At 69.8% G+C, this 13,237-nt stretch carries 11 protein-coding genes; 3 read left to right on the top strand and 8 right to left on the bottom strand.

Going from position 1 to position 13,237, the window contains the following annotated elements; genetic code table 11:
• Nucleotides 1-55: 55 nt before the first annotated feature.
• Together hisS and E1286_RS23000 are read right to left on the bottom strand one after the other, a co-directional pair.
• On the bottom strand, nt 56-1,312 hold the full coding sequence (hisS, locus tag E1286_RS23005; RefSeq protein WP_132615509.1) for a histidine--tRNA ligase: 1,257 nt from the start codon (nt 1,310-1,312) through the stop codon (nt 56-58).
• Nucleotides 1,312-1,992 (bottom strand): MBL fold metallo-hydrolase, encoded by a 681-nt coding sequence (locus E1286_RS23000; protein ID WP_132615508.1) that lies wholly within the window; start codon nt 1,990-1,992, stop codon nt 1,312-1,314. Before E1286_RS23000 ends, hisS begins: the two co-directional genes overlap by 1 nt.
• Before the next feature lie 138 nt (nt 1,993-2,130).
• On the opposite strand from E1286_RS23000, the gene E1286_RS22995 reads away from it, so the two are divergent.
• From E1286_RS22995 to E1286_RS50395, 3 genes are all read left to right on the top strand, one after another.
• Nucleotides 2,131-2,997, top strand: a complete 867-nt coding sequence (locus tag E1286_RS22995) for a peptidylprolyl isomerase (protein ID WP_342776249.1) — start codon at nt 2,131-2,133, stop codon at nt 2,995-2,997.
• A gap of 62 nt (nt 2,998-3,059) precedes the next feature.
• Nucleotides 3,060-4,289, top strand: coding sequence for a DUF349 domain-containing protein (locus tag E1286_RS22990; RefSeq protein ID WP_132615506.1), 1,230 nt, complete (start codon nt 3,060-3,062; stop codon nt 4,287-4,289).
• 102 nt (nt 4,290-4,391) lie between these two features.
• Nucleotides 4,392-5,480: a cupin domain-containing protein gene (locus E1286_RS50395; protein WP_246075053.1), complete on the top strand. Its 1,089-nt coding sequence runs from the start codon at nt 4,392-4,394 to the stop codon at nt 5,478-5,480.
• Nucleotide 5,481: 1 nt separating this feature from the next.
• Here E1286_RS50395 and E1286_RS22975 read toward each other — a convergent pair whose 3' ends face one another.
• From E1286_RS22975 to ruvB, 6 genes are all read right to left on the bottom strand, one after another.
• A complete protein-coding gene (locus tag E1286_RS22975) occupies nt 5,482-7,671 on the bottom strand; it encodes a RelA/SpoT family protein (RefSeq protein ID WP_132615505.1) in 2,190 nt (729 codons plus the stop codon).
• Nucleotides 7,672-7,851: 180 nt separating this feature from the next.
• Nucleotides 7,852-8,370: an adenine phosphoribosyltransferase gene (locus tag E1286_RS22970; protein WP_132615504.1), complete on the bottom strand. Its 519-nt coding sequence runs from the start codon at nt 8,368-8,370 to the stop codon at nt 7,852-7,854.
• A 183-nt stretch (nt 8,371-8,553) separates the two neighbouring features.
• The gene (gene secF, locus E1286_RS22965) at nt 8,554-9,546 is read right to left on the bottom strand and encodes a protein translocase subunit SecF (RefSeq protein WP_132615503.1); all 993 of its coding nucleotides are present in this window, start codon (nt 9,544-9,546) and stop codon (nt 8,554-8,556) included.
• Between the two features lies 1 nt (nt 9,547).
• On the bottom strand, nt 9,548-11,296 hold the full coding sequence (gene secD / locus E1286_RS22960; RefSeq protein WP_132615502.1) for a protein translocase subunit SecD: 1,749 nt from the start codon (nt 11,294-11,296) through the stop codon (nt 9,548-9,550).
• A gap of 91 nt (nt 11,297-11,387) precedes the next feature.
• The gene (gene yajC, locus E1286_RS22955; RefSeq protein ID WP_132615501.1) at nt 11,388-11,762 is read right to left on the bottom strand and encodes a preprotein translocase subunit YajC; all 375 of its coding nucleotides are present in this window, start codon (nt 11,760-11,762) and stop codon (nt 11,388-11,390) included.
• A gap of 213 nt (nt 11,763-11,975) precedes the next feature.
• Complete coding sequence (gene ruvB, locus E1286_RS22950; protein WP_132615500.1) at nt 11,976-13,007, bottom strand: Holliday junction branch migration DNA helicase RuvB; 1,032 nt, start codon at nt 13,005-13,007, stop codon at nt 11,976-11,978.
• Between the last annotated feature and the right edge of the window lie 230 nt (nt 13,008-13,237).

Genomic DNA, 13,237 nt, shown 5'->3' with positions numbered 1-13,237 from the left:
TCATGCGGAGAGGATGGGAAGGGAGGCGGCGACCCGGCCCGCGCCGACCTGCGGATCACTTCACCTTTCCCTTCAGTACGTCGACGACCTGGCTCAGCGGCACCTCTGCCTGCTCGGCGGTGGCCAGGTCTTTCACTTGCGCGACCTCGGCGGCGAGGTCGCGCTCGCCCAGGATCAGCGCGAACGCGGCGCCTGAGCGGTCGGCGCCCTTCATCGCGCCCTTGAGCCCCTTGCCGCCGAAAGCCATGTCGGCGGCGACACCGGCCGCGCGCAACTCGCTCACGAGCTTGAACATCGACCGCGCCGCCTCGTCGCCCAGCGCCACACCGTACACCTCGCAGCGCGGCGGCACGTCGAGGGCGACGCCTTCGCGCTCCAGGGCGATGACCGTGCGGTCGAGGCCGAGACCGAAACCGATGCCGGGCAGGCGCGGCCCGCCGATGGCCTCCGACAGCCCGTCGTAGCGGCCGCCGCCGCCGATCCCGGACTGCGCGCCCAGCAGCGGGTGGTCGAACTCGAAGGTGGTGCGGGTGTAGTAGTCGAGGCCGCGCACCAGCCTGGGCGCGTCCTCCCACGGGATGCCGAGGTCGGCCAGGAGCTGCTTGACCTGGCAGTGGTAGGTCTTGCAGGCGGCGCAGAGGTGGTCGCCGATGAGCGGCGCGTCGTCGAGCTGCGCGCGCACCTCCGGACGCTTGTCGTCGAGCACGCGCAACGGGTTGATCTCGATCCGCGCCCTGGTGGGCTCGTCCAGGTCGAGCCCGCGCAGGAACTCCTGCAGCCGCGCCCGGTAGATCGGGCGGCACTCCGCGCAGCCCAGGGAGTTGAGCATCAGCCTGACCTGGGTGAGGCCGAGCGCGGTGTACCACTGCCAGGCCAGCGCGATGGTCTCGGCGTCGACCGCCGGGTCCTCGCTGCCGATCGCCTCCAGGTCGAGTTGGTAGAACTGCCGGTAGCGGCCCTCCTGGGGCGCCTCGGCGCGGAACACCGGCCCGTCGGTCCAGACCTTCACCGGGAGCTGGCCGCGGTGCAGGCCGTATTCCAGGACCGCGCGCAGCACGCCCGCGGTGAACTCCGGGCGCAGCGTCAGCGACCTGCCGCCGCGGTCGGTGAAGGTGTACATCTCCTTGCTGACGACGTCGGTGGACTCGCCGACCCCGCGCGCGAACAACTGCGTGTCCTCGAAGACCGCCGTCTCCAGGTAGGCGTATCCGGCGAGCCTGGCCGTCTCCGCGAACTTGCCGCGAATGGCGTAGAACGTCGAAGCCTGCGGCGGGACGTACTCCTTGACGCCTTTGGGTGCTTGGAAAGTCATTAGATCCCTCGTGTGGGACCGGCGTGCGGCGCCGCCTCTTTCAGGTACGGGTTGGCGGCGCGCTCGCGGCCGATCGTGGTCTGTGGTCCGTGGCCCGGCAGAACGACCGTATCGTCAGGCAGCGTCAGACACTTGGCAGCCAGGCTGCGAAGAATGGTCGCGTAGTCGCCACCGGGCAGGTCGGTGCGGCCGATGGAGCCGGCGAACAGCAGGTCGCCCGCGAACATGATCGCGTCGCCGGGCAGCCGGAAGCTCACCGACCCCCTGGTATGGCCGGGCGTGTGGTCGACCACGAACTCCAGCCCGGCCAGCGGCAGCACCGCGCCGTCGGACAGCTCGCGCACGTCGTCGGGCTCGCTCAGCTGCAGGTCGCCGAAGAGCGAGGCGCTCGTGCCGGACCAGCCGGCGGCCGGGTCGGACAGCAGGTGGCGGTCGTCGGGGTGGATCCACGCGGGGATGTCGCGCGCGCCGCAGACGGGGGCCACCGACCAGACGTGGTCGAGGTGGCCGTGGGTGAGCAGGACGGCGACGGGCTTGAGCCGGTGCTCGCGCAGCAGCTCCTCCACGCCCTGGGTTGCGTCCTGACCTGGGTCGACGATGACGCACTCCTCGCCGGCAGCGGGCGCGACGACGTAACAATTGGTCTGGAAGGCCCCTGCGGGGAAGCCGGCGATGAGCATCTGCCTCAGGTGATCTCGTCGAAAAGCCAATGGGAATGTAACCGAAGGGTACCGGTGCGGGTCGCCGGGCTGCGAATCATTACCCGTTGGCCGATACGATTCGCCCACCTCAGTTGATTGACTATGGGAGGCAAAGCGGTGGCCACGGGGAAGGACCGGCAGAAGCAGCTGGCACGCGAGCACTACGAGCGGCAGATGCAGCGCCGCCAGGAGCGTGAGCAGAAGGCCAAGCGCGCGGCGATCATCGGCTCCACCGCGGGCGTCGTGGTCGTGGTCGGCGGCATCGTGACCGCGGTCGCGATGCTCGGGGGCAACGACACGGGCACGGAGGCGGCGTCCTCGTCCACGTCGCCGGCCGCGACCGCCCAGGCGACGGCCGCGGCGGGCCCGAAGCCGTACGACGCGAAAACGGGCACGTGCGACTACGTCGCCGACACCTCCGGGGGTCAGGTGAAGGACGTCGGCATGCCGCCGACGAAGGTCGACACCAAGCCCGCCGAGAAGACGATGACGTTCAAGACGAATCTCGGCGACATCGTGGTCGAGCTGAACAACGCCAAGGCTCCGTGCACGACCAACTCTCTGGAGTTCCTGGCGGAGAAGAATTACTACGACGGCAGCAAGTGTCACCGGCTCGGCAGCGACAACTTCCCGATGCTGCAGTGCGGCGACCCGACCGCCAAGGCCGACGGCAAGAGCCAGGACGGCTCGGGCGGCCCCGGCTACGTGATGGCCGAGGAGAACCTGCAGGGTGCCCAGTACAAGCGCGGCGTGATGGCCATGGCCAAAACCGCCGCCCCTGGCTCCACGGGAAGCCAGTTCTTCCTCGTTTACGGCGACATCGGGCTTACCCCCGATTACACACCGGTGGGTACGATCACGAAGGGGCTCGACATCCTGGACAAGGTGAACAAAGCGGGCGTCATGGCCGACATGGGAGACGGGACCGGCGCACCCAAGCAAACCGTCGAAATCAAAGACGTGACATTCGCCGGCAAGAGCTGACGTAATACAAACTAGGGACGAAGTAGTCCCGAAGGGTCTGATGGAGAGTGCGGGAGGACACGGTGAGCACCGACCCGTGGGGCCGGGTAGACGACGACGGCACCGTCTACGTGCGTACGGCTGAGGGAGAGCGGGCCGTCGGCTCCTGGCAGGCCGGTGAACCTGAAGAGGCGCTGGCGTACTTCCATCGCAAGTACGACGAGCTGGCCGGCCAGGTGCAGCTGCTGGAGCAGCGCGTGAAGGGCACCGACCTGGCCCCGGCCCAGGCCGAGACGAACATCGCCAAGCTGCGCGAGGCCGTGGCCGACGCGCACGCCGTGGGCGACCTGGCCGCGCTGACGGCCCGGCTCGACGGCCTGACGGCGCTGGTCGCGCAGCGGCGCGAGGAGGTCAAGGCGGCCCGCGAGCGGGCACGCGCCGAGGCCAGGACGGTCAAGGAACGCATCGTCGCCGAGGCCGAGCGCATCGCGGAGGAGACCACCCACTGGAAGTCCGGCGGCGAGCGGCTACGGCAGCTGGTCGAGGAGTGGAAGGCGGCCGACCGCATCGACCGGGTCACCGAGGCCCAGCTGTGGAAGCGGCTGTCGGCCGCGCGCACGGCGTTCGCCAAGCGGCGCAAGGTCTACTTCGCCGGGCTGGACGAGCAGCGCGAGGGCGTACGGGCGGCCAAGGAGCGCATCGTGGCCGAGGCCGAGGCGATCGCCGACTCGACCGACTGGGGCGCGACCGCGGCGGCCTACCGCGACCTGATGCAGCAGTGGAAGAGCGCCGGCCGCGCCTCGCGTGAGGTCGAGGACGAGCTGTGGGCCCGCTTCAAGGGCGCCCAGGACCAGTTCTTCCAGGCGCGCTCCGCCGTGTTCGCCGAGCGCGACGCCTCGCTGGCCGCCAACGCGCAGGTCAAGGAGGAGCTGCTGGCCGAGGCCGAGAAGATCCTGCCGGTGACCGACGCGCGCACGGCCAGGGGAGCGCTGCGCGGCCTCCTGGAGCGCTGGGAGGCGGCCGGGCCGGTGCCGCGCGACCAGCGCGACCGGCTGGAGGGCGGGCTGCGCAAGATCGACGAGGCCGTGCGCAAGGCCGAGGACGCCGAGTGGAAGCGCTCCAACCCCGAGGCCAGAGCGCGTGCCCAGAGCACGGTCGACCAGCTCCGCACGTCCATCGACCAGCTGGAGAAGCGGCTGTCCAAGGCCCAGGCCGCCGGCCGCGCCAAGGACGTCAAGGAGGCCGAGGAGGCTCTGACCGCCCGCCGTTCCTGGCTGGCGGAGGCGGAGCGCACCCTGGCCGAGTTCAGCTGAGGTCTTCCCCGTACTCGTCCCTCACTGATCCGCACGCCGCCGCCCGCCCCCTGTCAGGGAATCGGGCGGCGGTGAGCAGGGGTGGACACCTAGGCTGAGGGCATGGATCCCGTCACCGCAGCGCGCGCCCTCGTCGAGGAGATGTTCCCGGGCGCCCTGTACGCCTTCGTCGGCGGCAGCGTGCTCACCGAGCACCGCACCTCCACCTCCGATCTCGACGTCGTCGTGGTGCTCGACGGCCTGGCCGTCCCCTACCGCGAGTCGCTGCGGTGGCACGACTGGCCGGTGGAGCTGCTCGTGCACAGCGAGACCAGCCTGGAGGCCTACCTCGACAAGGACTTCGACCGCCGCCGCCCGACGCTGGCGCGCATCTGCGCCGAGGGCGCGGTGCTGACCGACCGGACGGGCGGCCGGGCCAGCGATCTGCAGAGCGCGCTCGGCGAGCGGCTGTCCGCGGGCCCCGGCGGGCTGACGCCCGGCCAGGCGGAGCGGGCCCGCTACGAGCTGTCCGACGTGCTCGACGACCTGGCGGGGGCGAGCGATCCCGGCGAGGAGGCGTTCATCCGCTGGGAGGTCGTGCAGGCCACCGCCCGCACGGCGCTCGGCCTGGGCCGCAGGTGGCAGGGCAGCGGAAAATGGCTGCTGCGCGAGCTGCGCGCGCACGACCCCGCACTCGCCGACGAGCTGCTCGCCGCCCATGACGACCCGGCCCGCCTGACCGCCGTCGCCACGAGAGTGCTCGAACGGGCCGGAGGGCGCCTCTGGGAGGGCTACCGGGCCGAAGGCGACCCCTTTCACCAGACGCTGCGTCACGTTCCCGCAGGAGAGCTCTCCGGAGAGACGGCTCAGAGCTCCGGCATGCGCCGGCTGGCCGCGATCAGCGGCACGACCGCCGGATCGGCGCGGTTGTGGATGGGCCAGACCCACGTCGCCCCCGCCACACGCTCCTCCGACCACCACCACGGCGCCTCCGAGACGGCCATCTACGTGGTCAGCGGCACACCGTCGTTCGTCTTCCTGGACGACGGCGAGGAGACGCGCGTCGACGCAGGGCCCGGCGACTACGTGTTCGTGCCGCCGTACGTTCCGCACCGCGAGGAGAACCCCGACCCGGCGCGCGAGGCCGTCGTCGTGATCGCGCGCAGCACGCAGGAGGCCATCGTGGTCAACCTGCCTGGCCTGAAGGGCTAGCTCAGCTGCCGGCGCCGCTCACGCGGTAGACGTCGAACACGCCCTGGATGGTCCGCACGGCCTTGAGCACGTGGCCGAGGTGCTTGGGGTCGCCCATCTCGAAGGTGAACTTGCTGACCGCCACCCGGTCGCGCGAGGTCGTGACCGAGGCGCTGAGGATGTTGACGTGCTGGTCGGACAGCGTACGGGTGACATCTGACAGCAGCCGCGGCCGGTCGAGCGCCTCCACCTGGATGGCCACCAGGAACACGCTGTCGTCGCTCGGCGACCAGCTGACCTCCACCAGCCGGTCGGGCTGCGCCTTCAGCTGCTGGATGTTGCTGCAGTCGTCGCGGTGCACCGAGACGCCGTGGCCCCGGGTGACGAAGCCGACGATCTCGTCGCCGGGCACCGGGGTGCAGCACTTCGACAGGCGTACCCACACGTCGGCGTCGCCCGCCACGACGACGCCCGCGCCGCCGCCCCGGGGACGGCCGCGCAGCCGGGTCGGCAGCGAGGTCTCGGCGATGTCCTCCTCGGCGCTGTCGACGCCGCCGATCGAGGCCACCAGCTTCTGCACGACCGCCTGCGCCGCGATGTGCCCCTCCCCCACGGCCGCGTAGAGCGCGGACACGTCGGGATAGTGCAGGTCGCGGGCCAGCGCCAGGAGCGCCTCGCCGGACATGAGCCGCTGCAGCGGCAGGCCCTGCTTGCGCATGGCCCGCCCGATGGCCTCCTTGCCCGCCTCGATCGCGGTCTCGCGGCGCTCCTTGGAGAACCACTGCCGGATCTTGTTACGGGCCCGGCCCGACTTGACGAACTTCAGCCAGTCGCGCGACGGCCCGGCGTCGGGCGACTTGGAGGTGAAGATCTCGACCGTGTCGCCGTTGCCGAGGCGCGACTCCAGCGGCACCAGCCGCCCGTTGACCCGCGCGCCGATGCAGCGGTGGCCGACCTCGGTGTGCACGGCGTAGGCGAAGTCGACCGGCGTGGCGCCCTCGGGCAGGGCGATGACCTGGCCCTTCGGGGTGAACACGTAGACCTCGGAGACCGACAGGTCGAACCGCAGCGACTCCAGGAACTCACCCGGGTCGGCGGTCTCCTTCTGCCAGTCGAGGAGCTGGCGCAGCCAGGCCATGTCGTTGCCCGGCTTGACCTTGCCGGTGGGGCCCGCGGAGCCGACCTCCTCCTTGTACTTCCAGTGCGCGGCCACGCCGTACTCGGCCCTGTGGTGCATCGCGTGGGTGCGGATCTGCAGCTCGACCGGCTTGCCCTCGGGACCGATCACCGTGGTGTGCAGCGACTGGTACATGTTGAACTTGGGCATCGCTATGTAGTCCTTGAACCGCCCCGGCACCGGGTTCCACCGCGCGTGGATCGTGCCGAGCGCCGCGTAACAGTCGCGGACGGTGTCGACCAGCACGCGGATGCCCACCAGGTCGTAGATGTCGTCGAACGCCACGTCGCGCGCGATCATCTTCTGGTAGACGGAGTAGTAGTGCTTCGGCCGGCCCTTGACCACGGCGCGGATCTTCGCCTCGCGCAGGTCGCCGGAGACCTTCTCGATGACCTCCTGCAGGAACAGGTCGCGGCGTGGCGCCCGCTCCGAGACCATGCGCGCGATCTCGTCGTAGCGCTTGGGGTAGAGCATGGCGAACGCGAGGTCCTCGAGCTCCCACTTGATCGTGTTCATGCCCAGGCGGTGGGCCAGCGGGGCGAAGATCTCCAGCGTCTCGCGGGACTTCTGGTGCCGTTTGTGCTCCGGCAGGTAGCGCATCGTGCGCATGTTGTGCAGCCGGTCGGCCAGCTTGATGATCAGGACGCGGATGTCGCGCGACATGGCGACGACCATCTTGCGCACGGTCTCGGCCTGCGCGGCGTCGCCGAACTTGACCTTGTCGAGCTTGGTGACCCCGTCGACCAGGGACGCGATCGTGTCGCCGAAGTCGCCGCGCAGCTCGTCGAGGCTGTAGGCGGTGTCCTCGACCGTGTCGTGCAGCAGCGCCGCGCACAACGTCTCATCGTCGGTGCCGAGCTCGGCCAGGATGGTGGCCACGGCCAGCGGGTGGGTGATGTAGGGGTCGCCCGACTTCCGCTTCTGGTCGCGGTGGTGGTAGGCCGCGACGTCGTAGGCGCGCTCGATCAGGCGCAGGTCGGCCTTGGGGTGGGTGGCGCGGACCGTGCGGAACAGCGGCTCCAGCACCGGGTTCATCGCCCCACCCCCAAACCGCCGCCGACGCACCGCCGGTGCGCCGGGCGCCTCGGCGTTGTCGGTTACGTCGGGCACGACCGCATCACGGGGCACACAGACTCCTCACGCAGTGGCTCCTCACGTTCGAGTCCAGATCCCCCCAGTGTATCCAGGCATCGCACCTGGACTTTCGCGGGCCGATCAGACGGTCACGAGAGAGCGCACGTCCACTCCCGCCAGCCGTTCCCGTCCCTGGAGGAAGGCCAGCTCCATCAGCACGGCGATGCCGGCGACCTCGCCCCCGGCCCGCTCCACCAGCTCCACCGCCGCCTTGGCGGTGCCGCCGGTGGCCAGCACGTCGTCGACGATGAGCACCCGCTCCCCGGGCACGAAGGCGTCGCGGTGGACCTCGATGGTGGCGGAGCCGTACTCCAGATCGTAGGACTCCTCCAGCGTCGCGGCGGGCAGTTTCCCCTTCTTGCGCACGGGCACGAACCCCGCCCCCGCCCGGTACGCCACCGGCGCGGCCAGGATGAACCCGCGCGCCTCGATCCCCACGATCTTGTCGGCCTGGTGCGTGCCGGCCAGCTCCTCCACCACGGCCGCCATGGCGACGGGGTCGGCCAGCAGCGGGGTGATGTCCTTGAACACGACTCCCGGCTTGGGATAGTCGGGGACGTCCCTGATGCGGTCCAGGATCATCGTGCTCAGCTCGGTCATGGCGCTCCTCGCTTCTCGTGTGCCGGGCTCCATGATGGTGCATTCCGGGCCCGCGCTCGAACCCTCGCGGGCGTCAGAACACTCTCAGGACGCCTGAGAGGACCGCTGACGCCCTCGTGCCGCCGCTCCGGGACACGAAGACGCCCTCGCCCGTACAGCGGGCGAGGGCGTCGTACGAGGCTGCTAACTCTTGGCTACCGCTGCGCTTTTGGAACCCTTCGCCCCCTTGCCGCCGCTGGTGGAGGCGATCCTCCTGGCGATGGCCTGGTACTTCGGCTCGCGCTCCTTCAGCGTGACCAGCAGCGGCGTGGCCACGCAGATCGAGGAGTACGTGCCGACGATCATGCCGACGAACAGGGCCAGCGACAGGTCCTTCAGCGTGCCCGCGCCGAGCAGGGTGGTGCCGATGAACAGGATCGCCGCCACCGGCAGGATCGCGACCAGCGAGGTGTTCAGCGACCGGATCAGCGTGTGGTTGAGCGCGTCGTTGGCCGCCATCGAGTAGGTCTGCTTCGACGTGTGGCCCAGCTTGGCCGTGACCTCCTTGATCATGTCGAACACCACGACCGCGTCGTAGAGCGAATAACCGAGGATGGTCAGGAAGCCCAGCAGCGTCGCGGGCGTGACCTCGAAGCCCGACCAGGCGTAGACGCCGGCCGTGATGACCAGGTCGTGGAAGAGCGCGACGATGGCGGCGAGCGCCATCTTCGGCTCGAACGCCATCGACAGGTACAAGATGATCGCCAGCATGAACACGCCCAGGCCGATCCAGGCCTTCTGCGAGACCTCACCGCCCCAGGACGGGCCGATCGCCTGGATGCTGATCTCACCGGACGGAGTGTCGAGGTCCTGGGCGATCGCGGACTGCACCTGCGTCGTGGTGTTCTCCGGCAGGCTCTCGGTGGTCACCCGCCAGCCGTCGCCGGCCTCCTGGACGATCGCCTGGTGCACGCCCTCGTCGAGGACGGTGGTGCGGACCTGCTCGACGGTGGCCTGCGGCGCCTTGAACGAGAAGACCGTGCCGCCCCTGAACTCCACGCCCAGGTTGAGCCCGTTGAACACCAGACCCGCGATCGAGATGAGCAGCAGGACGGCCGACAGGCTGTACCAGAGCCTCCACTTGCCGACGAAGTCGACATCGATCTCGCCTCGGTAGAGGCGGCGCCCCAGTCCCATGTCAGGCCTCCTGCGGGGTGGTCGTGCGGCCGGTCTGCGTCTCGCTCATGCGCTCGGCGTCGAGACCCGACAGCGGATGGCCCTTGGCGAAGAACTTCACTCTCGCCAGCAGAGCGATGAACGGCTTGGTGAACAGGAACACCACCACGATGTCGATCAGGGTGGTCAGGCCCATCGCGAACGCGAACCCGGCCACACCGCCCACCGCCAGGAAGTAGAGCACGATGGCCGCGATGAACATGACGGCGTCGGCGATCAGGATCGTGCGCCGGGCACGGACCCAGGCCACCTCGACGGCCGCGCGGAGCGTGCGTCTGCCCTCCTTCATCTCGTCGCGTATGCGTTCGAAGTAGACGATGAAGGAGTCGGCGGTGATGCCGATCGAGACCACCAGGCCGATGATGTGCGGCAGCGACAGCCGGAAGCCGGCGTTGTGGCCGAGCACGACGACCGAGGTGTAGGTGATGATCGTGGCGACCACGAGGCTCAGCACCGCCACGATGCCGAGGCCGCGGTAGTAGAGCAGGCAGTACAGGACCACGAGGACGAGGCCGATGAGGCCCGCGATCAGGCCGCCGAGGAGCTGGTCCTGGCCCAGGGTCGAGGAGACCGTGTCGACCGAGCTGCGGTTGAACTTCAGCGGCAGCGCGCCGTACTTGAGCTGGTCGGCCAGGGTGGTGGCGCCGGCCTGGTCGAAGCCGCCGGTGATCTCGGCCCGCCCGCCGGGGATGGGGCCGATGATGTTGGGGGCGGTGATCACGACGCCGTCGAGCACGACCGCGACCTTGTTGCGCGGCTCGGGCGAGTTGAACGCCTCGGTGGTGAGCTTGCTCCACTCGTTGGCGCCCTTGCTCTTGAAGTCGAGCTGGACGACCCACTCGACGGTGCCCTGGCGGACACCCGCGGAGGCGGTGTCGATGTCGGTGCCGACCACCTTGGCGACGTCGAGGACGTACTTGTAGCTGCCGTCGGTCTCGCACGCGGCGTACTGCTTGTTGGGGTCGTCCTGGATGCCCTGGCCGCGGTTGGCCGGGTCGGTGCAGTCGAGCTTGTTGAACTTCTCGAGCACCGCCGGGTCGATGCCGGTGGTGTCGATGCCGAGCTGCTCCGGAGAGGGCGTGCCGCTCTGGCCGGTGGGGCCCGGCGACGGCGTGGCCTTGGCGTCCTGGTCCTTCTTGGCGTCCTTCTGGCCGCCGCCGTCCTGCCCGCGCGCGGGCTGCTCGGACGGCTCAGCGGAGCCGGACGGGGCCGGCGTCGGGGCCGTCAGCGCGGAGGACAGCGCCTTGCCCGTCGGGGAGGCGCTCGGCTGGGCGCTCGCCTCCGGCGCGCCGGCCGGCTGTGAGGCGGACGGGCTCGCGGACCCCGAGGGCGAGGCCGCCGGGGTCGGAGCGGTGGTGGCGAGTTCCTGCGGGAGCTGCGTGGCTGCCATGGCCAGCACCTGGCGGAAACGCAGCTCCGCGGTGGTGGCGACCAGCTTGATGGCCTCGCCCTGCCCGACTCCCGGGATGGAGATGATGATGTTGTCGCCTGACTTGGCGACCTCCGCGTCGGAGATCCCGGTGCCGTTGACCCGGTCGCGGATGATGCTCACCGCGCGGTCGAGGATCTCGTCCGGCGGAGCCGCGTTGTTCTGGGTCACTGGTGACAGAGTCACCGTCGTGCCGCCGGCGAGGTCGAGCCCCAGCTTGGGCGTATACGCCTTCTGCAGGAACATCGTCCCGCCCAGGGCGAGGATGAGCGCCAGAAGCACGAGGAGCGTACGCCCCGGTCGGCTGTGGCTGCTGGTCGATCGGGCCACTGGTCGTCAGTTCTTTCAGATAGAGGTTTGTCGCAGAGCTTAGTCAGGACCGCTTGGTGTTGGAGTCCTGGTCCCCGTTACGCTCCACGGCGGCCTCGGACTCCGTCTTGTCCTCCTCGCCGGACCCGTCGGCGACCGGCTCGTCCGCCGGAGCGTCTCCGGGCGTCACGACCCGACCGATGGCCGCCTTGACCCAGCGGGTCTCGATCCCTGGCGCGACTTCGAGGATGACGTCCTCATTGTCCACCGCGACGACGGTAGCGAACAGGCCGGTGGTCGTCATGACGCGGGTGCCGGGCGTCAGGGAGCTCTGCATCTTGAGCGCCTCTTGCTGACGCTTGCGCTGAGGGCGGATCAGCAAGAAGTAAAACACCACCACCAGCAGAATCAGCGGCAGGATGCTAGTGAGTTGGTCCATAAGGGGCGACCTTCCAATTGTCGTACAAGGAGTTGACACCGGCCTCGCGCCGGAAATTCCGTGCGCAGCGTCGGGCCGCGCCGCATCAGCCCGTCAGCCTACACAGCCAGCCAAGCCACGGAGTGTAGGCGCTTGTTGCGAAACGCGGCAACGAGGCAGCGTTTCGGCACGCGGGGAAGTTCCCATTTTGAAACGGTTGCAACCGATCTGTGATCAGGCCGAATCGGTCGCTCCGAACGCGTCGGGAGGCGGGGTCAGTCCGAGGTGGATCCAGGCCGCCGCGGTGGCCACCCGGCCGCGCGGGGTCCTGGCCAGCAGGCCTTGGCGTACGAGGAACGGCTCGGCCACCACCTCCACCGTTTCCGGCTCCTCACCCACGGCCACGGCCAGGGTGGACAGGCCCACGGGGCCGCCGCCGAACTTTTTCAGCAACACGCCGAGCACCGCCCGGTCGAGCCGGTCGAGCCCTTCGGCGTCAACTTCGTAAAGATTCAGCGCTGCCGCCGCAATTTCGCGATTTATCACTCCATCAGCGCGTACATCCGCAAAGTCGCGTACGCGCCTCAGCAGCCGGTTGGCGATGCGGGGCGTTCCCCTGGAGCGGCGCGCGATCTCGTGGGCGCCTTCTTCGGGAAGCGTGACACCGAGCAGCCGGGCCGAACGGTAGAGCACCTGTTCGAGCTCGGCGACCTCGTAGAAGTCCATGTGGGCGGTGAAGCCGAACCGGTCGCGCAGCGGAGCCGGCAGCAGCCCGGCGCGGGTGGTGGCGCCGACCAGGGTGAAGGGCGCGATGTCGAGCGGGATGGCGGTGGCGCCCGGCCCCTTGCCGACCACGATGTCGACCCGGAAGTCCTCCATGGCGAGGTAGAGCATCTCCTCGGCGGGCCTGGCCATCCGGTGGATCTCGTCGATGAACAGCACCTCACCCTCGGTGAGGGTCGACAGGATGGCCGCGAGATCGCCGGCGCGCTCCAGCGCCGGGCCGGAGGTGATGCGGAGCGGGGCGTTCAGCTCGGCCGCGATGATCATTGCCAGGGTCGTCTTGCCCAGGCCCGGGGAGCCGTTCATCAGCACGTGGTCGGGCGGCCGCTGCCGTCGCAGCGCACTCTCCAGCACCAGGGACAGCTGCTCGCGCACGCGCCCCTGGCCGATGAACTCGCTGAGGCGCTTGGGCCGCAACGCCGCCTCGATCTGCAGCTCGTCGCCTCCGGCATCGGGCGACAGGATCTCCCGCTCAAACCCCACGCCGGCTCCTCCTCCCTTCGCTCGCCCTACCGGCCCACTCCCTGCCACCCCGCCTCGCCACCCTGCCGCGAGGCGGAATGGCTCGCTTGGGCGGCAGATGAGGGGTGCCCGGATCGGCGTGCTCGCGCGGAAGATGTAGGGCCCCCGAGGTGCCGTGCTCGGACCGACGGTGAAGGGCGCTCAGGGTGGCCCGCTCGGACGGAAGGTGGGGGGTGCCCGGGGTGGTGTGG

It is taken from the genome of Nonomuraea terrae, assembly GCF_004348995.1.
GTDB classification, from domain to species: Bacteria; Actinomycetota; Actinomycetes; order Streptosporangiales; family Streptosporangiaceae; genus Nonomuraea; species Nonomuraea terrae.
The sequence above is the reverse complement of the archived record's forward strand: the minus strand, read 5'-3'. Positions and strand labels throughout refer to the sequence as shown.